The following is a 24,747-nucleotide window of genomic DNA, read 5'->3' on the forward strand; positions in this document are numbered from 1 at the left end:
TTTATCTAGTATATCAAAAATAAGCATTAAATTCTATTTATTACTTGTTTTAATAGGGTTTAGAGCATTTTTAGAGCAATTTTTTTGCGGTGTAAAGATAAAATACTTTACAAGCATTCTTCTTTCTGCTAAACTATGTAACTGTGAGATTAATACATGGAGGTGTAAATAATGGCAGTTAAAATTCGTTTAAAACGTATGGGTTCTAAGAAAAATCCTTTCTACCGTGTAGTTGTAGCTGATTCACGTTCACCACGTGATGGTCGTTTCATCGAAACAGTTGGAACATACAACCCAGTAGCAAACCCAGCAGAAGTTTCAATCAATGAAGAATTAGCATTAAAATGGTTAGCTAACGGTGCTCAACCTTCTGATACAGTTCGTAATTTGTTGTCACAACAAGGTATCATGAAGAAATTCCACGAATCAAAGTTTTCTAAGTAATTTCTATAAAGTCGACAATTCGATGGAGAGGTGAAAAGAATGCCTGATATTAGTGAATTAGTATTGTCAATGGTTAAACCATTAGTAGAATTCCCTGACGATGTTCGTATTGATATCTCTGAATCAGATGAATTCATGGAATATACTTTACACGTAAATCCTGAAGATATCGGTCGTGTGATCGGTAAACAAGGACGAGTGGCTCGCGCGATTCGTACGATTACTTATAGTGTTCGTACTCGTGGACCAAAACGTGTTCGTTTAAGTATTGAAGCCTAAATAGAACGATGAAGCCTTGGAGAAATCCAGGGCTTTTTTGTTCTATAAGAGAATAAATATGATGATGACGGAGAATGCTTACGGATTTCTTTATACTCACTGTAAAAGGGCAATGGCTCGAGTCTGGCGTCTCTCGACTTTAAAGCCTCAAAGAAGGAGTAAGGAATTCTTCCTAACTCCCTCTAATTCGCATTTAATGCGATTCCTCATTACAGTGAGTATAAAATCCGTAGGATTCTCCGTCATCATTTTGTAATTATAGAAAAGTTTGGATTTCTACAAGACTTCACCAGGGAAGTGACAGAAGAGGGTATGTGCTTTTAACGAGGTGCTTAAAATGGTTAGTGCTACACTGGTTAGATTTATGCATTGAGTTATAGGAAAAGAAGAATACGAGTGATATCTTATAAGGTAACACTCATTATAACGTATATATTATAATGAGTGTTCTTTTATTGTTGTTAGTACTGCCGTTTTTGATTGTTTTCCGTGAGTTTGTTATGATAAATAAGTAATATTATAGTTGAAGGGAAGACCGTATGAAGAAAAAGCCGATATTAAAAAAACAGATGAATCGACAATATTATTATTTATTCGGCCTGTCTGTAATGTTAATGATACTAGCATTTGTCATCGAATCACCAAAGTTCTTAGTGAGTGGGATGATGACGATACTAGTATCGCCAAGTCAGTTGTTTACGGATTATATGGAAATTGCGTCTGTTGGAAGTACCTTGTTAAATGTCGCGATTATGCTCGGTATCAGTATTTATAGTTATAAAAAACTGGAAATTCCTTTAAACGGAACAGTGATTGGAAGTTTGGGCATGCTTGCTGGATTCTCATTTTTCGGGAAAAATATCTTCAATAGTATCCCATTTATGATAGGGGTATGGATTTATACGAAGGTAACGAAACAAAATTATCGAAATTATGTCATTGTTGGATTATTTGGATCTGCTTTAGGCCCATTGATCTCTTTCTTAGCATTTAGCGGAGTTCTACCACAAGGATGGAGCGTTCTAATCGCGTATGCTTTAGGAATTTTTATTGGTTTCATCTTACCTCAACTATCCACACAATTTCTTGGGTTCCATCAAGGGTTTAGCTTGTATAATGTCGGGTTTACAGCTGGAATTATTGGAATGGTTGTTCTAGGATTTATGAATGCATTTGGAATTGAAGTAGAGACTAGAACACTAACAAGTACACAGAGTCCATTGATTTTGTATCAACTGCTAATCGGATTTTGTGTGATTCTGATAGTGACAAGTTTCTATTTACATTTCAAAAAGAAAGAAAAATATCATTTTAAGTTACTCTTAAAGCTTTCAGGACGTTTGCCAAGTGATTTTGTTGAAATGACGAATCTGGCAACAGTGACACTGAACATGAGTATTATAGGATTTATATTATTAGGATATGTTCTTATGAATGGGGGACAGTTAAATGGTCCGATTGTCGGAAGTATTATTGGTGTTATGAGCTTTGGGGCGTTTGGGAACCAAGTGAAAAATACGGTTCCAGTTTTAGTGGGGATTATGATTGGTTCTTACTTGACGGGAGTAGAACCTACAAGTACGAGCGCCCTTATTGCAGCGATTTTCGGAACGACACTTGCTCCGGTTAGTGGTTATTATGGGCCGTTTGCGGGGATGATAGCAGGATTTGTTCATATTACACTAGTAAGCCATGTGGTTGTAATGCATGGTGGACTAAATCTGTATAATAATGGGTTTGCAGGAGGATTCGTTGCAGCGCTTCTCGTACCAATTTTTGAAATTTTTGAAGGCATTCGTCAAGAGATGAAAGAAAGAAAGGCAGAGGGATAATGGCAACAGAAAAGGATTTTGTAAAACGTATCGTAAAGGAAATGGTGGATTATTTCCTATATCATGAATTGTATGACGTGACTACACATGTATCTTATGTACCGCATGAAAAAGCAACGATTACGTGCACTGCGCCTTATACAAAATTACCTGAAGACTTAGATTTACTAGAAGCTGGGCTTTCGGTTGAGAAACATTTAGAATTAGATTCGATGTATAGTTCGTTAATGGGAACGCATAATCGTGATAAAAATTATTGCATGCTCGGACAATGTGTCGATGACTATGATGTGGAAGTCTCAGAGAGCACATTGAAAATTATTGTGGAACGACTCTTTTAAGGAGGAAATAGAATGACAACTTTTTATAAAGTAGGAAAAATCGTAAATACACAAGGACTTCGTGGGGAAGTTCGAGTGATTTCGACGACCGATTTTGCTGAAGAACGTTATAAAAAAGGAACAGAATTAGCCATTTTTAAAGAAGGAGAGTTTCTTACATTTGTGACAGTGGCAAGTCATCGTCGTCATAAAAACTTTGATTTATTAACCTTCGAAGGAATGAACCGTATCGAAGATGTTGAAAAATACAAAGAATGTCTTCTTAAGGTGGCCGAAGAACAATTAACGGAATTAGAAGATGATGAGTTTTATTACCATGAAATTATCGGACTCGAAATCGTAACGGATGAAGGTGAATTACTTGGAAAAGTGACTGAAATTCTTTCACCTGGTTCGAACGATGTCTGGGTTGTAAAACAAAGAGGGAAGAAAGAACTCTTGATTCCATTTATTGAGCCTGTTGTTTATAAAGTCGATAAAGAAGAAAAGAAAGCTTATATCCATTTATTGGAAGGGTTGATCGATTAAGATGAAAATTGATGTATTAACATTATTCCCTGAAATGGTGCAAGGTCCGATGACGCAATCGATTATCGGAAAGGCCATTGATGCTGGGAAAATTGAGTTTGAAACAACGGACTTCCGTCAGTTTTCAAATAATAAACATAATCATGTGGACGATTATCCTTTTGGTGGTGGAGCTGGGATGCTTCTAAAAGTGGAACCAATCGATTTAGCACTCGCATCGATTCGAGAGCGTTCACCAAAAACGACGCCACGTGTCATTTTAATGGATCCAGCGGGGAAAACCTTTACGCAAAAGGATGCTGAAGAATTATCGAAGGAAGAGCATTTGGTGTTTATTTGTGGTCACTATGAAGGATATGATGAACGGATTCGTACACTTGTGACCGATGAATACTCGATTGGAGATTTCGTACTAACCGGTGGAGAATTAGCCGCAACGGTAATGATTGATGCGACCGTGCGACTCTTGCCAGATGTATTAGGAAATGATGCTTCCGCAGTAGGAGATTCTCATTCCACAGGATTGTTGGAACATCCGCAATATACGCGCCCAAGAGTCTATAAAGAGATGGAAGTACCTAAAGTATTGCTCAGTGGAAATCATGCAAAAATTGCGGAGTGGCAAATGAAAGAATCCCTTCGTAAAACTTATTTAAGAAGACCGGATTTACTGGAAAAGTATGAACTTTCAAAAGAAGAAGAGAAGTTACTGGAGCAAATTAAGGAAGAAGAGGGATGTTAAATGAGAGAACATTTAAGTCCAGAAGAAATAAAAGTTTTTCAAAAGGTGATAGAAAACGATTCGGGTAGATTAGAAATGGTGCAACTCTTTAAACTTTTAGGAGATAATACTCGATTGAATATCATTACGCTTTTAACCCGAAAAGAACCTTTATGTGTGGAAGACTTGATGAAATGTACAGGGATGGAGCAATCTGCAATTTCTCATCAGTTAAAAAAACTAAGAGCCCACCATATCGTGAAGGCAGAAAAAGTTGGAAAACATGTCTGGTACTCCTTAGAAGATCATCATGTATTACAACTTTATAATTTAGCAGATGAACACTGCTGTGAAGAGCATTCGTAAGTCTTATTTTTACGAAGAAAATCTCTGTAATTTGCTTGCAATTGAAATGCAAGTATGCTAATATATTTCGAGTGAGTGAGACTTCACTCAGAGATAACGATATTCCGCTGATTGGACATACAGCCAAGTCATGAGTGTTTGTTGGAAGGAGAAAAAAATATGAGCAAATTAATCGAAGAATTAACTCAAGAACAATTACGTTCTGATATTCCTGCATTCCGCCCTGGTGACACTGTACGTGTTCACGCTAAGGTTGTTGAAGGAACTCGCGAACGTATCCAAATCTTCGAAGGCGTTGTTATCAAACGTCGTGGTGCTGGCATCAGCGAAACTTATACAGTTCGTAAAGTTTCTAACGGTGTTGGTGTGGAACGTACATTCCCATTACACACTCCACGTGTAGCACAAATCGAAGTAGTTCGTTACGGTAAAGTTCGTCGTGCTAAATTATATTACCTACGTAACCTACGTGGGAAGGCAGCACGTATCCAAGAACGTCGTCGTTAATAGAAACTTCAAAATAGATTGGACATTGTCCAATCTATTTTTTTGTCTAAATTTATTTAGAATTATTCTAAGTTATTGCTTGACATATGAATGAATGTTCATGTATTATAAAGTTAACAAGAAATCGGAGGGGAGATATCATGGATTTCAAAGAATTAACTCATAACTTGAAACATAAATTTGAACACCTATTAAATAAAGAAGAAACTCATGAAGGAGAAACATGTCAAGATCATTACTTACATCATGATGATCAAGAATATGAGCACCATCATGACCATGGGCATCATCACGGACACGACCATGATGATAGTAAAGCAGTCATATTCTATATTGCAGGACTAGTCCTTTATATTATTGGAATGGTTCTTCATTTTATGGGGAACGGGGTTGCGAATATTTTATTCATCCTAACGTTATTCTTATCGGGCTACCATGTAACGATGGAAGGTATTGAAGATACGATTGAACGTAGTAAAAAGAAAGGGAAGTTTCAACCGAATGTGCATATCTTAATGACGCTTGCGGCTTTGGGAGCTGTGCTCATTGGGAATGCGGAAGAAGGAGCTTTACTGATTTTGATTTTTGCAGGAGCTCACTTCCTTGAAGAGTATGTAGAAGAGAAAAGCCGTAAGTCGCTAACGGCATTATTACAAATGAATCCAACGCAAGCTCGCCTGATTCAAGAAAATGGGGAAGTCGTTGTCGTTGAAGTAGCAGACATAAAAATTGGGGATACATTAGAAGTATTACATGGGGACCAAGTACCAATCGATGGCGTCATTACAAAAGGTTTAACTTCGATTGATGAAGCAACCATTACAGGTGAAAGCATGCCTCGTTCAAAAGGAGAAGGCGATTCAGTATTTGCAAGTACTGTCAATATTTCTAGTCGCTTCGAAATGAAAGTAACTGCAGAAAGTACGGATACTGTTTTTGCGAAGATTATGAAGGTTGTTGAAAATGCCCAACATTCAATGAACAAGCAAGCAACCTTTATTCAAAAGATTGAACCCATTTACGTCAATATCGTATTGATTATTTGGCCAATATTCCTATTATTTGGATATTTCTTAATGGGATGGGATTTAAACACAACACTCTACCGTGGAATGGTATACCTTATTGGGGTGTCTCCATGTGCGCTAGCAGCGAGTGCGGTTCCTGCAACTTTAGCAGCGATGTCTCGTTTATCCAAAATGGGGATTTTAGCTAAAGGTGGAGCAGCCATCTCTCAATTGCAAGACTTACGTGTCATTTCATTTGATAAAACAGGTACTTTAACAAAAGGGACTCCAGAGTTAACGGATTACTGGTTTGAAGATGAAACAATGATTCCAGCTGTTGTAGCAATGGAAAAACAATCCACACATCCGCTTGCACAAGCAGTCGTTCAAAAATTTAGCGAATGGACAGTATTAGACGAGGAAATCGAAGTGGAAGTACTTGTAGGACAAGGTGTACGTTCTGTTGTTAGCGGTGAGGAAATCCATATTATTAAACCAATGGATACAGTGGACCGCTCTATGGAAGTCGATACTCGCATGCAAGAATGGGCAAGCGAAGGAAAAACAGTTGTAACTGTGGTGAAAAACAATACGATTGTTGGTTTGATGGCCTTCATGGACTTACCAAATGAAGCCTCAAAAGCAGTACTAGATTACTTCAAGAGCGAACTCGTGCATACAACAATGATTACAGGGGATTCAAGAGAAACTGCTGAAATGATTGGAATGAAGCTTGGTGTACAAGAAGTTGTCGCAAATGTATTGCCGGAAGAAAAATTAGAAAAGATTCAGTCTCAAAAAGAACGTTATGGATTAACAGCGATGGTAGGAGACGGTGTGAATGATGCGCCAGCTCTTGCGACAGCTGACATCGGTATTGCGATGGGAAATGGGACAGACATTGCGATTGAAACTAGTGATATTGTCATTATGAAAAACGACTTACAAAAGCTTGTTTCAGCGCATAAGATTAGTAAGAAATTACATCGTGTGATTTTAGAAAATATGATTTTTGCGATGTCAGTCGTTGTGATGCTTTTAATCCTTAACTTCTTTGGATTAACGAATATCGGCTGGGGAGTTGTCTTACATGAAGGAAGTACGATTTTAGTACTCTTAAACGGACTACGATTACTTACACCAATAGAAGAATAAAAGAAAAAGCAGAACAAGGACGCAGAGAAATTAGATTGTCCAAGTTCTGCTTTTTTGCAATAGGAATTACGCCTGGTCAAAACAGACGCGGTAAGTATCACTTTCATGAATGAGTTCTAATGGGAAATTCGTTCTATAAATACTATAATCAGGGAATTGCTCTAAAAACATGACGAAGTTATTAGGATAAATACTTAACATCTTTGTAAAGACATTATCTTGATCTATAATCACAGTTTTTATTTCACTGATATCTTTTACCCATGGGGTTTCTACATGGAAATAACTCCCAGGAGCAATATGATATTCATACTTTAAAATAGTTATCGCTTGTTCTAACATAAAATCCCTCCATTCATTACAATTTAAGTATAGTGTAAATGTATGCGTTTTACAAATAGATGTTCATTTTTGAGCAAAATATCCCAAAATTTTCTACATAATGACTATTTTTGTTTCGGATTCATTAATAAAAAAGATTAGAAAGAATGATAATTTAGAAATTAAGCCGTTTTTACATACAAAGGGGCTACTTTGTGATACAATGGATAAAGAAGGTGTTGGAAATTGGCGAGACATGGAAAGAGGCGGGAGCAATGGTAAAACGTGTCACGAAAGAAATCAAGATTACAGTAGAAACCGAACTCAGAAAAGGAACAAGCAAATCGAGAATTGCCCATTTGCTTGGTGTTCCGTATGATGAAGGAGTTCAGATTATTACACAAATCAAAGAATCGATAAGACCAGAAGTTGGCAATCGGATTCGATTTACTTTTAGAGAGCAAGAGATGATTGGGATTATCTGGAAACTACTAGCCAATAGTGCCGTTGTTATCATTGATTGGAATTCCTCAAACCAATGTATGAAGGATATTTGTGAAGCTAGAACGGTTGTTAATTTTAAGGATATAGTGGAATTTTTACCGATTGAAAAATAGATGAAGGTCCAAGGTGGTATGAGCTACCTTTGGGCTTTTTTTCTTTGATGAACTTTCTAAATTAGGCCCTTTAAAGTATAATAAAAATGAAATAACTGGGGAGGAAATCAATGACTGAAAAATATACAATCACAAATGCTCTTCAATCTGATGCGTTTGAAGATAAGTTGGAAAGTGCAATCGAAGAATTTGAAAACAAGATAAGCGCAAAGGACTATCAAGTAGACTTGATTCCATTTTTACAATTGTTAGAAAAAGGAAAACGTTGGGACGATTTAACTTACTATGTAGAAGAAGCAGCACTTGAGTTTGACACCAAAGCGAATCAGTGGGAGTGGAAGATAAAAGTTGCGATTCATAACCATCAATTCCTTCAAGTGGAAGAGTGGATGCAAAAAGAAGAACTTATATCGGTTTTAGGAATGGATCGCATTTTAGAGTTAACGTTATTATGTGAAAAAGAAAAAAGTGAATTTACCAAAAGTGAAGTGGTAAAACTGCAACAGTTAAGTGAGAAGCTTAAGAAGCATGAGGTTTTATCCGAGGAACAGAATTCCTATATTGTAAAAACATTAACGAAGATGCAGACGCCTTTAAAATGGTCTGTAGTGGAGTCCTTTCTTTCGAGTACCAAAACACAATTATTTTGGAAAGGATTTTTAGTGGAATATTGGTTAAAAGAGGGTCCTTCAAAAAGGATAAATTTTTATGATGCTTTTTCTAACAATAGAGTAGAAATTTCTAAGGAGAATATTACATCGGTTTATGAGAATCGAGTATTCATTGAAATTGAGTCTCTGATTTCTAAACAAACCCAGTTAAGCGGAGAAACGAAGGAATTGTTACTTCAAAAACTTCATTCGGATTTTTTACGTGTAGCTCCTTTTGCTGACAACTATTTTAAAGATGCTGGGGAATGGGTAGAGACACAATTACAAAGGGAAGATTTGCTACTAAGCTTGTATGAAGAAGATGCATCCTTTATAAAAGCTCATCAAACACTTCATAACTGTTAAAAATCGTCGTATCCAGTATAATAGAGATACATCATTAAAGGAGGAATCCATATGGAAGTCGGAATTGTAAAATGGTTCAATAACGAAAAAGGATATGGTTTTATTCGCAATACAAAAACGGATGAAGATATCTTTGTTCATTTCACAGGAATTGTGGCAGAAGGTTTCAAATCGTTGAAAGAAGGCCAAAAAGTGACATTTGAAATTTCAAAAGGAACACATGGAGTTCAAGCGACTCATGTGGAGACTCTTGTAGATCATGATTAAAGTATATACGGATGCAGCGGTCAATGGAAATCCTGGTGAAGTGGGGTTAGGAATTCTATTGTTAAAAGATGGAGAACAATTTCCTTATAAATTTCCCGTAGAAAAGAAAATGGATAATCATCTTGCTGAGTTTATGGCAATCTCTAAAGCGTTGGAATTATTAGATGCCAAGCAGTACCAAGAAGAGTTAATTTTTATACATACGGACTCTAAAGTAGCTGCAGATGCCATTTTGAAAAATTATACAAAGAGAGAGAATAATAGAGTTGTCCTTCAGAAAATACAACGTCAGTTAAAGCAATTTCCTCAAGTATTTATTAAATGGATACCAGAAAGTGATAATCGTGGGGCGGATCAATTAGCACGTCAAGCTTTGCAGCAACGATTAACAAAACAATAAAGGAGAGTTTTCATGAACGAAAAAACTTTATATTATAGTAGCTTATGCCCAGATACAGCTCCTTTTAAAGAAGCGATGGCAAAACTTGGAATTTCTGCTAGAGAAGTGGATATCACCTCTAGTATGAAAAACTTAAAAGAATTTCTCAGACTTCGTGACCGTGAAGAAGTGTTTATCCCAAGGAAAGAGCAAGGGATGGCGGGGATTCCTTGCTTAATTACAGAGGAAGGTTCATTCATTTTTGAAGTGAGTGACTTAGAAGAAAGGTATCTTTAATCAGTGGAGTTTCCTAAAGAATCATTGCAGACAGTCCTTTCCTTTTATTTTGTTGGAATCAATAGTTTATTATTCATTTTGATGGGAATTGATAAGTGTTGTGCAATTTTAAAAAAATGGAGAATTTCAGAGAAAACTTTATTGTTGCTTGGAATTCTTGGTGGAGGTTTTGGGGGCCTACTTGGGTTATTCATTTTTAATCATAAAAAGAGGAAAAACTATTTTTTAATTACTTTTCTAGTGAACATTTTTTTCTGGTTAGTTATTGGGGTAGTTTGGATGTATAGAAAGTAGGGTACATGAATAAACAAGAGAGATTTTATTTTGATATTTGGATTGCTTTATTAAGTATGTTGTCAGGAATGGTTAATGTATTGACCTTGTTATTGTTTTTAACACCTGCGACTCATTTTACCGGGAATATTACGCAATTTGTTTTAGCATTAAATCAGGGGGAATGGGTTATAATGATTCGCCTTTTAGGAATGATCATCTGTTTTGGTGGAGGCGGTGTGCTATCGGGGATTTTATTTTCTAAGAAAAAATTTGAACCTACTAAACGATATGGTCTTTTACTGTTAACATTCGGCATCATTATGTTAGTATTATTTTTGTTAGGGCTCAGAGATGAACGCTGGCTCTATTATTTCTCATTTGTCGTGGGAACACAAAATGGAATGTTTATTTATTATCATGGAATGATTGTGCGAACCTCACATTTTACCGGATATTTAACCGATATTGGAGTGGTAATTGGGCGTCTAATTCGAGGGCAAAAGAAAGATCGTTGGAAAGTACTTTTCTATTTTACAAGTATGTTATTTTTTGGGATTGGGGGAACTATTTCTTTCCAATTTTTCCAACTCTATTCGGATGCGACGATTGTGTTAATTAGTGTGGGATATATGATTCTTGGTTTTTATTATTTTTCATTCCGTAAACTATTCTTTCATTAGGAGGAAATTGTATGAAGGTTTTAATTGTTGTAGATATGCAAAATGATTTTGTAGATGGAGTATTGGGGTCCAAAGAAGCCGTTTCGATGATTGATACTGCGGTGGAAACCATTACCTCATTTGATGGGAAAGTATTTTATACTCAGGATACTCATGGAGAAGACTATCTAGATACTGAAGAAGGCCGTCATTTACCGGTCGTTCACTGTATTAAAGGAAGCCAAGGGTGGAAAATTCATCCCAAAATCGAAAAAGCATTATTATTAAAAGATGCAACAGGAATTGAAAAATCTACATTTGGTTCTGAAAAGTTAATGGGGATCATTGAAAAGGAAGTTCCTGATGTAGAAAGCATTACACTTATCGGAATTTGTACAGATATTTGTGTCATCAGTAATGCTATGCTTGCTAAAGCGCATTTTCAAAATACACCTGTTACCGTTATTTCTAGTGCTTGTGCTGGAGTTACACCAGAAAGTCATGAGAATGCCTTAGCAGCAATGAAGATGTGTCATATCGAAATTCAATAATGGAGGAAGCATATGAAAGAGCAAGATCCAAAAGATAGAATTAGAGAAATGTCCGTGTTGAATCTCATCATGTTGTTGGGGATTGCTATCGGATTTGGGATTGGTATTCTAATTGATAATATGATTGGCGGGATTGCCATTGGGATGTTAGGGGCATTTATTTGCCGTCTATTATACATTCGTAAAAAATATAAAGAAATCAATCCAAAAGATAAGAAAGAGTAGGCACATTTGTTGCACTACTCTTTTTTCATTGTCATAATGGAGAAAAATGAATGGAGGGAATTTTAATGGAACAATTTGCAAAAGATGTAAGTCAATTTGTGGAAACAACTGCTGAGAAAGTAGAAGCGTTAATCGATGAAGGAAAGGAAGTCGTTCTTTTTGTAGGACGCCCAACCTGCCCATATTGTCGTCGTTTTGCTCCAAAGATGAACGAAGCACGTGAAGCTTTAGGAAAAGAAATGTACTTTATTAACTCAGAAGACAGAACAAATGAAGCTTTAGCAGCATTCCGTTCTAAATACAATATGCCAACAGTACCTGGTTTACTCGTTGCTCGTGATGGAAACGTTCGTGTAGTTTGTGATTCATCACAAAGTGTTGAACAAATTAAAGCATTTATTGGTTAAGAAGACCAAATCCATTTTTAAAGACTCTGCTTATGTAAGATAGCAGAGTCTTTTCGTTATTTAGAAAGCTATTCTACAAAATAAATACTTATTTTAGAATGTTAGAGAGTATGATAAAATAAATTGAAAACAAAGGAGGAGTACGATGAACGAAATTAAATGTCCACATTGCCAAACGGTCTTTACGATTGATGAGCATTCCTATGCGGATATTGTGAACCAAATTCGCACTAAAGAATTTGCAGAAGATGTCCACGCACAACTTGAAATGGCTAAGAAGCAATTTGAAACGGAAAAAGCCTTAAATAAAGAACAAGAAAAACGTCGCTATGACGAAGAACGAGCAAATTTTGAACAAAAGATTCTCTCTTTGGAATTAGCATTGAAAAATGCAGATGTAAAAGAAGAAAAGAATGTTCAGGAGGCATTATTTAAAAAAGAGAAAGAGTTTAATGCACTTCAATCAGAGTTAGAACAGTTAAAACAACAATTGCAATTCAAGGAAGTAGAATTGTCTCAAAAATTCCAAGAAGATTTACATGAAAAAGAACGTACGATTCTTGAACTTAAACAAGCAAAAGAGTTGCAACAAAAAGAACAAGAAGTACAACAAACAGCCCTAAAAGAAAAATACGAATTAGAATTACGTTCAAAGAAAGATCAGTTCGAATTAGAGCTGAAGGCAAAAGATGAAGCGATTGCGTTCTATAAAGACTTTAAGGCAAAACAATCAACGAAGATGGTGGGAGAAAGCCTCGAACAACATTGCGAAATAGAATTTAATCGTCTTCGTATGACGGCGTTCCCTCGCGCGGAATTTGGAAAAGATAATGATGCCAAAACAGGAAGTAAGGGTGATTATATCTACCGTGAATATGATGAGAATGGAGTTGAAATTCTATCCATTATGTTCGAAATGAAGAACGAAAATGATGAAACAGCAACGAAGAAGAAAAACGAACACTTCTTCAAAGAGTTGGATAAGGACCGTCATGAAAAACAATGTGAATATGCGATTCTTGTCAGTCTCCTAGAAGCAGACAATGAACTCTATAACACAGGGATTGTTGATGTATCCTATCATTATCCAAAGATGTATGTTGTTCGACCACAATTCTTTATTCCAATAATCACATTGCTTCGTAATGCAGCATTAAATTCACTGCAATATAAACAAGAATTAGCCTTGATGCGTGACCAACATATTGATATTACGCACTTTGAAGAAGACCTTGAGACGTTTAAAAAAGGCTTTGCGCGTAACTATGAACTCGCAAGCAAGAAATTCCAAACGGCCATTGATGAAATTGACAAGACGATTAAGAGTCTTGAGAAGACAAAAGCGGCATTGCTTTCTTCTGAAAATAATTTACGTTTAGCCAATAATAAAGCAGAAGACTTAACTGTTAAGAAACTCGTGAAGAACAATCCAACGATGAAACAACGATTTGAAGAATTGGAGTAAATGGAAGTCCTTCTAAGAGCAGAATCTAATTTGCGAAAATATCGATAACTGTTCTCATTTAGAATTAAAAATAGGAAAAATGACAACATTCTATGAACACTTAAAAAATATTGAAAAATAAAGAAAAATTACTGTTTAAAGCGAATGATATCGTTTGCTTTTTATGTACCGAATGTGTAGGATATAAGAGTATAGATAATAATTATTCTTATCTAGAACAATAATAAACAAAAGTGTTTATAGGAGGAAATTTGATGAAAGTTGTAGTAGTTGGATGTACTCACGCGGGTACTGCTGCAGTCAAAACAATTTTAAATGACAATCCAGGAACAGAAGTCGTTGTATACGAAAGAAATGATAATGTTTCATTCTTATCTTGTGGGATTGCTTTATACGTAGGAGGAGTTGTTAAAGACCCTCAAGGACTATTTTATTCTAGTCCAGAAGAATTAGCTTCATTAGGAGCTACAGTTCGTATGGAACACGATGTAACAAGCATCGACACTGTTGGTAAAACATTAACAGTAAAAGACTTAAAAACAGGTGAAGAAAAGACTGATTCATTTGATAAATTAGTGTTAACAACTGGATCTTGGCCAATTCTTCCTCCAATCCCAGGACGTGAATTAGAAAACGTTCAATTATGTAAAAACTACAACCAAGCGAAAGAAATCTTTGCTAAGAAAAACGATAAGAAGAAAATCGTTGTTGTCGGTGGTGGATACATCGGTATCGAATTAGTTGAAGCTTTCGCATTAGAAGGTAAAGAAGTAACATTAGTAGACGGTTTAGACCGTATCTTAAACAAATACTTAGACCCAGAATTCACTGACATCTTAGAAGATGACTTACGTGCACGTGGCGTAAACGTTCGCTTAAACGAAATGGTTAAATCATTCGAAGGCGAAAACGGCGTTGTAAACAAAGTTGTAACTTCAGGTGGCGAATACGAAGCTGACATGGTTATCTTATGTGTTGGTTTCCGTCCAAACAACGACTTAGTGAAAGACCAATTAGAAACAATGCCTAACGGTGCCATCATCGTTAACGACTACATGGAAACATCTGCTAAAGATGTATATGCTGCAGGTGATAGCTGTGCGGTTAACTACAATCCAAATGGTGGACATGCATATATTCCATTGGCTACGAACGCTGTACGTATGGGTTCATTAGTAGGTAAAAACATCAACGGCCACAAAGTGAAATACCGTGGAACTCAATCAACATCTGGATTACACTTATTCGGATGGAACATTGGTTCAACTGGGGTTAACGTAGGTAGCGCACCTCACTTCGGTTTAGATGTACGTTCTGTATACGTGGTAGATAACCACCGTCCAGAATTCATGCCAACATACGAAAAAATATACATGAAATTAGTTTATGAAGTAGGTACAAACCGTATCGTAGGTGGACAAGTAATGTCTAAATACGACTGTACAGCTTCTGCAAACACATTGTCATTAGCAATCCAAAACAAAATGACAATCGAAGACTTAGCTTATGTAGACTTCTTCTTCCAACCAGTATTTGACCGTCCATGGAACTACTTAAATATCTTAGGACAAGCTGCTGTTGAACAAGAACGCGTATTAGCAGAAGGTAAATAATACACTTTTGAAAGAGGATGCTTGCATCCTCTTCGTTGTGTCCTTTTCCTCGAATGCCCAAAATTCACTTATAAGTGAATTTTGGGCATTTTTACTTTGAAAAAGATTTTTTAAAAAGTGATAAAAAATCCACATAGGACCTTTTCAAAGCTGATTCGACCGTTTCTTCCTAGAAGAAAAAAGGCTGTATTTATGATACAATAATTGAGATACAATAAGAGAAGTGTGGAATTCACTAAAAGAAAAGGGAGAGGACAGTTGTGCAGAGACTGAAAAAGTTTGGAAGCAGGCTTTGGAATATTATTCAAGAAAATTTAATGCACGTGAATATTGGTGTAGAATCTGCTGCACTAACGTATTATATTTTGCTATCCATTATTCCGATTATTATGTTAATTGCCAATATCATCCCACTTTTACCAATCCCTGTTGATGTTATTTTTAAAACGATGAAAACTATTTTTCCTGCGGATATTAATGAAGTATTAATTCCGATTCTAAGGAATTACCTTGGTAATTTTAATGGTGGAGCTCTTTCATTGGGTCTTTTAATTTTATTTTGGCCTGCTTCTCAAATGTTTAGTAGTTTGCAAAGAGCATTGAATGTTTTATATGGAGCTCCTGTTCGAAGAAATTTTATTTTTGAGAGATTTTTTGCGATTGTCATTGCGATGGCTGCAATTTTAATGATTTTTGCCGTTTCTGTAGTATTCATTTTTGGAGAGCAATTTTTACGTCTTATAGGAGAGTTTTTCTCGTTAAATTTATCAAGCATTATTTTAGATTTTTCTTTTATCAAATGGGGAATGCTTTTCATAACGGTCTTTTTATTACTAAGTTTTATGTATTTTACAATTCCAAATGTAAAATGGTCGTTCCTTTATGCTTTGCCTGGAGGATTCTTTGCAACCATTGGATTTGTATTAATTTCGCAACTATTTTCGATTTATATCCACTATGCGGGGCGCAGTTTAACAGCAAATGGTGCATTTGGGACATTGATTGTATTTATGATTTGGCTGTATTTTATAGCTAATGTAATGATTTTAGGCGGAGTTCTGAATGTCATTATTTATCGATTTAGACACCCTAAAAAAGAAACTGAAGGAGTAACTGATGAAAAAAAAGAACTTAATGTACAATGATAAAGATTCACGAATCGATTATGGTGTCATTCTTCCGGTATTGTTATTAGCATTTATTAGTATTGCTACACTATTTTCTACGACATATTTAATTAGTGGAAATGGTTCATTGAGAATGGTACTCATGCAAGTTTTGTGGTATGTAGTTGGAGTCATTGCAATTATTGTAATTATGCAATTTGATTCGGAGCAACTGTGGAAACTAACCACTTGGGGTTATATTTTAGGGTTACTTCTGCTATTAGCGGTTCTCTTTCTTTATGATAGAGCCACATTTGCAGATACAGGAGCGAAGAGTTGGTTCAGATTCGGTACCTTTTCCTTCCAGCCTTCAGAGGTCGTGAAGATTTTTTATATTTTAATCTTAGCTAAAGTCGCGACTTCTCATAACATGAAGACAAAATATAAAACTAGAAAAACAGACTGGCAATTATTCGTTAAATTAGTGTTATGGGCTTTCCCGGCATTGGTCTTAGTAATCCTACAAAATGACTTAGGAACGACTTTAGTTTTCTTAATGATTCTGGGTGGGATTATGATTATGTCCGGGATTAGTTGGAAGATCCTCCTTCCAATTATTATTACAGTGATTTTAATTGGGGCCCTTTTAATTTATTTAGTAGTGTATAACCGTCATTTACTATTAAATATCGGATTTAAAAATTATCAATTTGCTCGTATCGATTCATGGTTAGATCCATATCGTGATCAAGGCGGAAATGGTTTCCAATTGTTCCAAAGCTTAAAAGCAATTGGTTCTGGTCGGATGTTTGGTAAAGGATTTGGAGTCTCTGATGTTTATGTTCCTGTTCGAGAATCTGACCTGATTTTTGCGACAATTGGAGAAAATTTTGGGTTCTTAGGAGGAACATTCTTAATCGCGATTTACTTTATTTTGATTTATCAAATGATTCGCGTTTGCTTTGATACGAAGAATGAATTTTATACTTATATCGCAACAGGTGTTATTATGATGATTCTATTCCACGTTGTTGAGAATATTGGAATGACTATTGGGCTATTACCACTTACAGGGATTCCTTTACCATTTATTTCTCAAGGGGGGTCGAGTCTGCTTGGAAATATGATGGGGATAGGACTGATTATGTCCATGCGATACCACTTCAAGAGCACCATATTTGATGATGAAGAAGATGCATTCGGAGCGAAACACCAGGATGCGACTATGTTACGTTTACGTCAGGAGGATGGAAAATGATTGTATATATTCACCCAACATGTACAACTTGTAAGAAAGCTTTAAAATGGTTTGAATTAAATGGAGTGAAGTTTGAGCAAAGAGATATTCGAGAGAACCCTCCAACTGCAAAAGACCTTTTATCCATTAAGAAAAATCAGAACTTAGAGTGGAAGAAAGTGGCGAATACGAGTGGAGAACTTTACCGCTCGCTTGGCCTAAAAGATAAACTGTCTTCGATGAGTGATGAAGAAGCAGCAAGTCTCCTATCAAGTAATGGGATGTTAATTAAACGTCCGCTTGTATTGAATGATGGTGAAGCGACATTCGGTTTTAAAGAAGAAGTTTACGAAGAGAAATGGAAGAGATAAGATGAAGAAATATAGTGAAAATGGACTTTGGATTCAAAAAAAAGGAGGAGAATATGTAATCGGTCTTTCTCCTAAAGGGCAAGATGATCTTGGCGATGTGAGCTTTGTTGAATTGCTTAAAAATGAAGTAGTAACGACAGAAGATTCCATTATTAGTGTAGAAGCAGCTAAGGCAGTGACTGAATTGATATCTCCACTGAGCGGAACAGTCGTGGCTTTCCATGATGAGTTAGAAGATAATCCAGAATTCTTAAATGAATTAGAAGAAGAGAAAAACTGGATTGTTCGTTTAAATGGCGTAGATGAGGCGGAATTCAATGCTTTATTAGAGGAAGACCTTCCATGTGAACAATGTGAAGTGAAATAAAAGATAAAAAGAAAACTACAAATTCTCAATGAGTGAGAATTTGTAGTTTTTTATTTTGCATTTTTCTTTGAGCGATTGACGCGTTCCACAAAATTATCAAATAAACCTTGCATCACATTACTATCTTCAATTAATAGTTCAGGATGCCATTGAACGGCAACCACGCTTTGATCTTTTGATTTAGATTCGAATGCTTCAATAAGTCCATCCGTACTCCAAGCAACTGGAACGAAGTCAGAGGCCAATTGTTTAACCGCTTGGTGATGATAAGAGTTCACAGGAGTGGATGTTCCAAGTACACGAGAAAGTTCGCTACCACTTGCGATTTGTATCGTATGAGTTGGTTGGCTCGGCATTGTTTTTTGTGTATGTTTCACAGAAATATTATCATATTGTGATTCAATATCTTGGTAGAGTGTTCCGCCAAGTGAGACGTTCAGAATTTGTAAGCCGCGACACACTGCAAAAATTGGTTTGTGTTGTCTATAAGCTTCTTTAATGAGCTCAATTTCAAACGCATCACGAGCAGGATAAGTACGTGCCAAGTTAAGATGTGGTTCTTCACCATATAGAAGTGGCGAAACGTCTTGTCCACCTGCTAATAAAAGTCCATCAAGTCGAGAAATGAATTCTTTTGCAAATTCTGGGTTACTAATGGGAATAATGACAGGAATCGCATTTGCCTTTTCAAGACCACGAACAAAACCATTTGGCGCATACGATAAAATGTAGCGATCTTCTTCCGTGTTATCTTGGCGATGATTTCCTGCAATACCAATAAGTGGATAAGCTTGCATGTGCATCAGCCTTTCTTTCAAAAATATGTTCCATCATACCTCATTTTCATGAAAATGAAAAGCATTATTACACGATTTCAAAGCGCGCCTATTTGCGAATCGTTCTCAATTAGGATAAAATAAGACAGAATAGAATGATTATAAAGGAGAATGAATCGTGGCAACTTTAGAGATTAAAAATCTACATGTATCGATTGAAGACAAAGAAATTTTAAAGGGCGTTAATTTAACGATTAACACTGGAGAAATTCACGCAGTCATGGGACCAAACGGAACTGGGAAATCAACACTTTCCGCAGCCATTATGGGTCATCCAAGTTATGAAGTAACGAAAGGAGAAATTCTATTAGACGGCGAAAACGTTTTAGAAATGGAAGTAGACGAACGCGCTCGCGCTGGTCTATTCTTAGCGATGCAATATCCAAGCGAAATCGTTGGGGTGACAAACGCAGAATTCATGCGTTCAGCTATCAACGCACGTCGTGAGGAAGGCGACAAAATGGGGGTTCGTGAATTCATCAAGAAATTAGATGAAAAAATGGCCCTATTAGATATGCCAGAAGAAATGGCAGAACGTTACTTAAACGAAGGATTCTCAGGCGGGGAAAAGAAACGTAACGAGATTCTTCAATTATTAATGATCGAACCAACATTTGCGATTCTAGACGAAATCGACTCAGGATTAGATATTGATGCCTTAAAAGTTGTTTCTCGTGGTGTAAATGCGATGCGTGGAGACAATTTTGGATCATTAATTATTACACACTACCAACGTCTTTTAAATTACATTGAACCTGATGTAGTACATATTATGATGGATGGCCGTGTTGTGATGACAGGAGATGCGTCTCTTGCTCGTCGCCTAGAAGCTGAAGGATACAAAGGAATTAGTGAAGAATTAGGAATCAAGATTGAACATCAAGAGTAGGAGTGAGATTGTGGCAGAGACAAAATTAACCATAACACCAGAAGAAATCACCGCATTCTCTCTTACAAAGAATGAACCGGAGTGGTTTCTACAAACACGTCTTAAAGGCTTAGAACTTGCTAAAACGCTAGATTTACCTTTTATTGAACGTGTGAAATTCCACCGTTGGAACTTATTTCAATCTTCAATCGGAGAAGGTACTTCAATGATTGAGGAGCTTCCAAAAGTGATTCCAACAGCAGCTGGAAGTGCAAAAATCGTTCAACTAGGTGCGGTATCTTATTGGGAAGAAATGAATGCTGAAACAGCCATGAATGATGTTCTAGTGATGGATTTATTTGACGCTTTGGAACAATATCCAGAGCTTGTTAAACCGTACTATATGACAAAAGCAGTACCAGTCGATGAAGATAGCTTAACGGCTTACCACGCAGCTATGGTCAACTCAGGAGTATTTATTTATATTCCTAAAAATGTAGCCGTGGAAGAAATTATTGAATCTCATTTTGTTCAAAATAACTTAGTGGACGAAGCGTTCGTGAAACACGTTTTAATCGTAGCGGATGAAAATAGCTCTGTCTCTTATGTGGAACGTTTTGAGAGTGTTGGAGACAAAAAGAATACAGCAAACATTGTTGTAGAAGTGATTGCAAAACAAGGAGCGAAAGTTCAGTTTGCGGCTGTTGATACTTTAGATCAATCAACAGATGCATATGTGAACCGTCGTGGCTATCTTGAAAAAGATGCAACGATTAACTGGGCACTTGGCATTATGAATGACGGAAATGTGATTGCAGACTTCGACTCTGAATTACGAGGAGATGGCTCTCATTCACAAGTGAATGTGATCGGTATTTCTACAGGACGCCAAGTACAAGGAATTGATACACGTGTGACAAACTATGCGCCACATTCAGTAGGACACATCTTACAGCACGGTGTTATTTTAGATAAATCAACCTTAACGTTTAACGGAATTGGACATATTATTAAAGGAGCGAAATTCGCAGATGCCCAACAAGAAAGCCGTGTACTCATGCTTTCAGAAGGCGGACGTGGGGACGCGAACCCAATTCTATTAATCGATGAAAATGAAGTAACGGCTGGACACGCAGCAAGTGTGGGACAAGTGGATGATGAACAATTATTCTACTTAACAAGCCGTGGAATCTCAGAAGCTGAGGCAAAACGCCTCGTGATTCGTGGCTTCTTAGGAGCCGTGATTCGTTCAATCCCTTCAAGTACTCTTCAAAAAGAACTTGTAGATATGATTGAACAAAAGTTGGTTGCAAGCTATGATTAGTAAAACAATTCTAGAAGACTTTCCGATTTTAAAGCGTGAAGTTAACGATGAAGTGCTTGTCTATTTAGACAATGCGGCAACCACGCAAAAGCCAAGCCAAGTTGTAGAAGCTGTTGAGAAATTCTATGATACTCATAATGCGAATATTCATCGTGGGGTGCATACATTAGCACAAGAAGCCACTGACTTGTATGAAGCGGCTCGAGCTAAAGTGGCGAAATTTATCAATGCTAGTAGTGCCAAAGAAGTGCTCTTTACGCGTGGAACGACAACCAGTTTAAACTGGGTTGCACAAGGATTTGCACCAGGACGCTTGCGAAAAGGGGACGAAATTTGGATTAGCCCGGCTGAGCATCATTCGAATGTGGTTCCTTGGCAACAAGTGGCCAAACAAACAGGAGCCGTTTTACGTTATTTTTCATTAACCAAAGAGGGCGAATTAGACCTCGAAGCAGCAGAACAGTTCTTAACTGAGAAGGCGAAAATCGTGTCGATTAACCACGCCTCAAACGTTCTTGGAACGGTAACGGATGCCAAGCGTGTAGCCGAGATGGTTCATGCAGTAGGAGGCATCCTCGTTGTGGATGGTGCTCAAGCAGCGCCGCATCAAAGAGTGGATGTCCAAGCGTTAGATTGTGACTTCTATGCCTTTAGCGGTCATAAAATGCTGGCTCCTACAGGGATTGGTATCTTATATGGAAAAGAAGCACTTCTTCAAGAGATGAATCCTGTAGAATTCGGCGGCGAAATGATTGATTTCGTGTACGATGAGGAGAGTACATGGAATGAATTGCCGTGGAAATTCGAAGCCGGCACTCCAAATATCGCAGGAGCCATCGGACTAGCGGCTGCCATTGATTATTTGGAAGAAATTGGGATGGAGAATATCCATCAGCATGAACAAGAAATTATCACGGTTCTCTTACCGAAAATGCAAGAGATGGAAGGCGTTACGGTATACGGGCCAAGTGATCCAGAAAGACATTCTGGAGTCATTAGTTTTACCATCGATGGTATCCATCCACACGACATCGCAACGGCTCTGGATATGGAAGGATTTTCGGTTCGCGCAGGACATCATTGCGCGCAGCCTTTAATGAGATGGCTCGATGTACCAGCAACATGTCGTGCAAGTTTTTATATGTATAACACGCTTCAAGAAGCAAAACAGTTTTTAGAAGCATTAGAAAAAGTAAAGGAGTTTTTCCAATATGGCCTTATCTAAATTAGATCAGCTTTATCGTCAGGTGATTTTGGATCATTCTTCTCATCCGCACCATAAAGGATTGGTGGATGATGCGAGCATTCCAACGATTGAATTTAATAATCCAACGTGTGGAGATGTGTTGCAGTTGCAACTGATTGTAAACGACATCGGCGTGATTGAAGATGTTCACTTTGACGGACACGGCTGTACGATTAGTATGGCGAGTGCCAGCATGATGAGTGATGCGATTATTGGAAAAACGATTGACGAAGCAGTCTCTTTAGCCGAAGACTTCTCTAGTCTGGTTCAAGGGGAAACTGTGGATGAAGAACCTTTAGGGGATGCGGCGCTCCTTGCCGGTGTTCAAAAATTTCCAGCGCGTATTAAATGTGCCACTCTTGCGTGGAAAGCATTAGAGCGTGCAGTAGAAAACGAGAAATCATAAGAAAGTGGTGACAAAATGAGTGGAGTTCCTGAATTAGCCGATTACAAATATGGCTTTCATGAGGATGTAACACCTGTTTATGAAACAGGAATGGGATTAAGTGAAGAAGTCGTGCGTACGATTTCAAAAGTGAAGAACGAACCACAATGGATGCTTGATTTCCGATTAAAATCATTGAAGACATTCGAAAATATGCCAATGCAAACATGGGGTGCGGACCTATCAGACATTGATTTTGATGCAATTACTTATTTTAAACGTGCCAGTGATAAGCCAGCGCGTTCATGGGATGATGTTCCTGAAAAAATTAAAGATACCTTCGAGAAAATCGGGATTCCTGAAGCAGAACGTGCGTATTTAGCTGGAGCTTCTGCGCAATTTGAATCTGAAGTGGTTTATCATAATATGAAAGAAGAATTCGATAAACTGGGAATTATTTTTACAGATACGGATTCTGCTTTGAAAGAATATCCAGAATTATTCGAAAAATACTTCGCCAAACTTGTACCACCAACGGATAACAAGTTAGCAGCTTTAAACTCAGCAGTATGGTCAGGTGGAACGTTCATCTATGTACCAAAAGGCGTGAAATGTGATGTGCCACTTCAAACGTATTTCCGTATCAACGACCAAAACATGGGACAATTCGAGCGTACGCTCATCATCGTGGATGAGGGGGCTAGCGTACACTATGTTGAAGGATGTACAGCTCCAACGTATTCTTCAAATAGTTTACATGCAGCAATTGTTGAAATCTTCGTTGAAGAAGGTGGATATTGCCGCTATACAACGATTCAAAACTGGTCGGATAATGTGTATAACTTGGTAACGAAACGTGCCAAAGCAGCTGCTTACGGAACCGTTGAGTGGATTGATGGAAACCTTGGTGCAAAGACAACGATGAAATATCCTTCAGTATTCCTTGAAGGACCATACGCCAAAGGAACAATGTTATCGATTGCGTTTGCCGGAGAAGGCCAACACCAAGATACAGGTGCGAAAATGATTCACAATGCGCCACATACTTCAAGTTCAATCGTTTCAAAATCGATTGCTAAAGATGGCGGAGCGGTGAACTATCGTGGTCAAGTGACGTTCAGTAAAAAATCAGATTATTCGATTTCTCATATTGAATGTGACACGATTATTATGGATGACAAGTCGAAATCAGATACAATTCCATTTAACGAAATTCATAATGATAAAGTGGCTTTAGAACATGAAGCCAAAGTGTCAAAAATTTCAGAAGAGCAATTGTTCTACTTGATGAGTCGTGGAATTAGCGAGTCAGAAGCTACAGAAATGATTGTTATGGGATTCGTTGAACCATTTACAAAAGAACTTCCAATGGAATACGCTGTTGAATTAAACCGTTTAATTGCTTACGAGATGGAAGGGTCCGTTGGATAGATGATATAAGCCAAGAAACTTTGATTGAATCGGGTTTCTTGGCTATTTATATTCATAACTCTATTGAATATAATCTTTAGTAATTATATGATTATAGTAGTTCAACGATAAATTAAAATCGAGGGATATGTTTATGATTAGTGAAGAATATATAGAAAGAGAAAAACGAGTAGCAGAATGCTATAAGAGATACTTTGATTCTAGACCAGAATTAAAGGAAGAGTCAGAAAAATTATATAATTTGTATAATAATGATAAAATTTCATTTGAAGAATACAGAAAAAAATCACTAGAACTTGGTAA

At 37.0% G+C, this 24,747-nt stretch carries 32 protein-coding genes; 30 read left to right on the plus strand and 2 right to left on the minus strand.

Features of this window, described 5'->3' with window-relative positions:
* Positions 1–171: 171 nt before the first annotated feature.
* The 9 genes from rpsP (at position 172) to Q0594_RS05655 (ending at position 7,180) form a co-directional block, all read left to right on the plus strand.
* Positions 172–444, plus strand: coding sequence for a 30S ribosomal protein S16 (rpsP, locus tag Q0594_RS05615; RefSeq protein WP_005606737.1), 273 nt, complete (start codon positions 172–174; stop codon positions 442–444).
* A gap of 39 nt (positions 445–483) precedes the next feature.
* Positions 484–723 (plus strand): KH domain-containing protein, encoded by a 240-nt coding sequence (locus Q0594_RS05620; RefSeq protein ID WP_298650094.1) that lies wholly within the window; start codon positions 484–486, stop codon positions 721–723.
* A gap of 539 nt (positions 724–1,262) precedes the next feature.
* Positions 1,263–2,555, plus strand: coding sequence for a DUF1576 domain-containing protein (locus Q0594_RS05625; RefSeq protein ID WP_298730362.1), 1,293 nt, complete (start codon positions 1,263–1,265; stop codon positions 2,553–2,555).
* Complete coding sequence (locus tag Q0594_RS05630; RefSeq protein WP_298730364.1) at positions 2,555–2,896, plus strand: hypothetical protein; 342 nt, start codon at positions 2,555–2,557, stop codon at positions 2,894–2,896. Before Q0594_RS05625 ends, Q0594_RS05630 begins: the two co-directional genes overlap by 1 nt.
* 12 nt (positions 2,897–2,908) lie before the next feature.
* Positions 2,909–3,424, plus strand: a complete 516-nt coding sequence (gene rimM, locus Q0594_RS05635; protein WP_298730366.1) for a ribosome maturation factor RimM — start codon at positions 2,909–2,911, stop codon at positions 3,422–3,424.
* A gap of 1 nt (position 3,425) precedes the next feature.
* A complete protein-coding gene (gene trmD / locus Q0594_RS05640) occupies positions 3,426–4,166 on the plus strand; it encodes a tRNA (guanosine(37)-N1)-methyltransferase TrmD (RefSeq protein WP_298730368.1) in 741 nt (246 codons plus the stop codon).
* On the plus strand, positions 4,167–4,511 hold the full coding sequence (locus Q0594_RS05645; RefSeq protein WP_298730371.1) for a metalloregulator ArsR/SmtB family transcription factor: 345 nt from the start codon (positions 4,167–4,169) through the stop codon (positions 4,509–4,511).
* A gap of 159 nt (positions 4,512–4,670) precedes the next feature.
* The gene (gene rplS, locus Q0594_RS05650) at positions 4,671–5,018 is read left to right on the plus strand and encodes a 50S ribosomal protein L19 (RefSeq protein WP_005606730.1); all 348 of its coding nucleotides are present in this window, start codon (positions 4,671–4,673) and stop codon (positions 5,016–5,018) included.
* 140 nt (positions 5,019–5,158) lie between these two features.
* Positions 5,159–7,180, plus strand: coding sequence for a heavy metal translocating P-type ATPase (locus tag Q0594_RS05655; RefSeq protein WP_298730373.1), 2,022 nt, complete (start codon positions 5,159–5,161; stop codon positions 7,178–7,180).
* Positions 7,181–7,246: 66 nt separating this feature from the next.
* Here the strand turns inward: Q0594_RS05655 and Q0594_RS05660 are convergent, their stop codons facing one another.
* Positions 7,247–7,522, minus strand: a complete 276-nt coding sequence (locus Q0594_RS05660; protein WP_298730377.1) for a hypothetical protein — start codon at positions 7,520–7,522, stop codon at positions 7,247–7,249.
* Between the two features lie 194 nt (positions 7,523–7,716).
* On the opposite strand from Q0594_RS05660, the gene Q0594_RS05665 reads away from it, so the two are divergent.
* The 16 genes from Q0594_RS05665 (at position 7,717) to Q0594_RS05740 (ending at position 18,354) form a co-directional block, all read left to right on the plus strand.
* Entirely contained in the window at positions 7,717–8,118 is a 402-nt protein-coding gene (locus tag Q0594_RS05665) for a DUF2187 domain-containing protein (RefSeq protein ID WP_366518788.1), read from the plus strand.
* A gap of 110 nt (positions 8,119–8,228) precedes the next feature.
* Positions 8,229–9,134, plus strand: coding sequence for a hypothetical protein (locus Q0594_RS05670; protein WP_298730379.1), 906 nt, complete (start codon positions 8,229–8,231; stop codon positions 9,132–9,134).
* A 51-nt stretch (positions 9,135–9,185) separates the two neighbouring features.
* A complete protein-coding gene (locus Q0594_RS05675; protein WP_298650120.1) occupies positions 9,186–9,401 on the plus strand; it encodes a cold shock domain-containing protein in 216 nt (71 codons plus the stop codon).
* Positions 9,394–9,801 (plus strand): ribonuclease HI family protein, encoded by a 408-nt coding sequence (locus Q0594_RS05680; RefSeq protein ID WP_298730381.1) that lies wholly within the window; start codon positions 9,394–9,396, stop codon positions 9,799–9,801. The genes Q0594_RS05675 and Q0594_RS05680 overlap by 8 nt, the downstream gene beginning before the upstream one ends.
* 12 nt (positions 9,802–9,813) lie before the next feature.
* Positions 9,814–10,077 carry a glutaredoxin gene (locus Q0594_RS05685; RefSeq protein WP_298730383.1) on the plus strand — a complete coding sequence of 88 codons (264 nt, stop codon included), beginning with the start codon at positions 9,814–9,816 and terminating at the stop codon, positions 10,075–10,077.
* A gap of 3 nt (positions 10,078–10,080) precedes the next feature.
* Positions 10,081–10,371, plus strand: coding sequence for a DUF1294 domain-containing protein (locus tag Q0594_RS05690; protein ID WP_298730384.1), 291 nt, complete (start codon positions 10,081–10,083; stop codon positions 10,369–10,371).
* Positions 10,372–10,376: 5 nt separating this feature from the next.
* Entirely contained in the window at positions 10,377–11,033 is a 657-nt protein-coding gene (locus Q0594_RS05695; protein WP_298730386.1) for a YoaK family protein, read from the plus strand.
* Positions 11,034–11,044: 11 nt separating this feature from the next.
* Complete coding sequence (locus tag Q0594_RS05700) at positions 11,045–11,563, plus strand: isochorismatase family cysteine hydrolase (RefSeq protein ID WP_298730389.1); 519 nt, start codon at positions 11,045–11,047, stop codon at positions 11,561–11,563.
* A gap of 12 nt (positions 11,564–11,575) precedes the next feature.
* Positions 11,576–11,788 (plus strand): hypothetical protein, encoded by a 213-nt coding sequence (locus Q0594_RS05705; protein ID WP_298730391.1) that lies wholly within the window; start codon positions 11,576–11,578, stop codon positions 11,786–11,788.
* Between the two features lie 65 nt (positions 11,789–11,853).
* Positions 11,854–12,195, plus strand: coding sequence for a thioredoxin domain-containing protein (locus Q0594_RS05710; RefSeq protein WP_298730418.1), 342 nt, complete (start codon positions 11,854–11,856; stop codon positions 12,193–12,195).
* 145 nt (positions 12,196–12,340) lie between these two features.
* Positions 12,341–13,660, plus strand: coding sequence for a DUF2130 domain-containing protein (locus Q0594_RS05715; RefSeq protein ID WP_298730392.1), 1,320 nt, complete (start codon positions 12,341–12,343; stop codon positions 13,658–13,660).
* 254 nt (positions 13,661–13,914) lie between these two features.
* Positions 13,915–15,273 carry an FAD-dependent oxidoreductase gene (locus tag Q0594_RS05720; RefSeq protein ID WP_298730394.1) on the plus strand — a complete coding sequence of 453 codons (1,359 nt, stop codon included), beginning with the start codon at positions 13,915–13,917 and terminating at the stop codon, positions 15,271–15,273.
* A 260-nt stretch (positions 15,274–15,533) separates the two neighbouring features.
* On the plus strand, positions 15,534–16,418 hold the full coding sequence (locus Q0594_RS05725) for a YihY/virulence factor BrkB family protein (RefSeq protein WP_298730397.1): 885 nt from the start codon (positions 15,534–15,536) through the stop codon (positions 16,416–16,418).
* Positions 16,390–17,637 (plus strand): FtsW/RodA/SpoVE family cell cycle protein, encoded by a 1,248-nt coding sequence (locus Q0594_RS05730; RefSeq protein ID WP_298730399.1) that lies wholly within the window; start codon positions 16,390–16,392, stop codon positions 17,635–17,637. Before Q0594_RS05725 ends, Q0594_RS05730 begins: the two co-directional genes overlap by 29 nt.
* Complete coding sequence (locus tag Q0594_RS05735; protein WP_298730401.1) at positions 17,634–17,987, plus strand: arsenate reductase family protein; 354 nt, start codon at positions 17,634–17,636, stop codon at positions 17,985–17,987. Before Q0594_RS05730 ends, Q0594_RS05735 begins: the two co-directional genes overlap by 4 nt.
* Before the next feature lies 1 nt (position 17,988).
* Positions 17,989–18,354, plus strand: coding sequence for a glycine cleavage system protein H (locus tag Q0594_RS05740; RefSeq protein ID WP_298730403.1), 366 nt, complete (start codon positions 17,989–17,991; stop codon positions 18,352–18,354).
* 50 nt (positions 18,355–18,404) lie between these two features.
* On the opposite strand, the gene Q0594_RS05745 is transcribed toward Q0594_RS05740, so the two are convergent.
* Positions 18,405–19,151 (minus strand): gamma-glutamyl-gamma-aminobutyrate hydrolase family protein, encoded by a 747-nt coding sequence (locus Q0594_RS05745; protein ID WP_298730420.1) that lies wholly within the window; start codon positions 19,149–19,151, stop codon positions 18,405–18,407.
* A 157-nt stretch (positions 19,152–19,308) separates the two neighbouring features.
* On the opposite strand from Q0594_RS05745, the gene sufC reads away from it, so the two are divergent.
* Genes sufC through sufB form a run of 5 tightly spaced genes read left to right on the plus strand, consistent with a single transcriptional unit; the run spans position 19,309 to position 24,444 of the window.
* The gene (gene sufC / locus Q0594_RS05750) at positions 19,309–20,079 is read left to right on the plus strand and encodes a Fe-S cluster assembly ATPase SufC (protein WP_298730405.1); all 771 of its coding nucleotides are present in this window, start codon (positions 19,309–19,311) and stop codon (positions 20,077–20,079) included.
* Between the two features lie 10 nt (positions 20,080–20,089).
* Entirely contained in the window at positions 20,090–21,382 is a 1,293-nt protein-coding gene (gene sufD / locus Q0594_RS05755) for a Fe-S cluster assembly protein SufD (protein WP_298730407.1), read from the plus strand.
* On the plus strand, positions 21,375–22,607 hold the full coding sequence (locus Q0594_RS05760) for a cysteine desulfurase (protein WP_298730409.1): 1,233 nt from the start codon (positions 21,375–21,377) through the stop codon (positions 22,605–22,607). Before sufD ends, Q0594_RS05760 begins: the two co-directional genes overlap by 8 nt.
* Entirely contained in the window at positions 22,594–23,034 is a 441-nt protein-coding gene (gene sufU / locus Q0594_RS05765) for a Fe-S cluster assembly sulfur transfer protein SufU (protein ID WP_298730411.1), read from the plus strand. The genes Q0594_RS05760 and sufU overlap by 14 nt, the downstream gene beginning before the upstream one ends.
* A 15-nt stretch (positions 23,035–23,049) precedes the next feature.
* Positions 23,050–24,444: a Fe-S cluster assembly protein SufB gene (gene sufB / locus Q0594_RS05770; protein ID WP_005606693.1), complete on the plus strand. Its 1,395-nt coding sequence runs from the start codon at positions 23,050–23,052 to the stop codon at positions 24,442–24,444.
* The last annotated feature ends 303 nt before the right edge of the window (positions 24,445–24,747 follow it).

Origin of the sequence: uncultured Granulicatella sp. (genome assembly GCF_938030755.1) — a bacterium.
In the GTDB taxonomy this organism is placed as follows: domain Bacteria; phylum Bacillota; class Bacilli; order Lactobacillales; family Aerococcaceae; genus Granulicatella.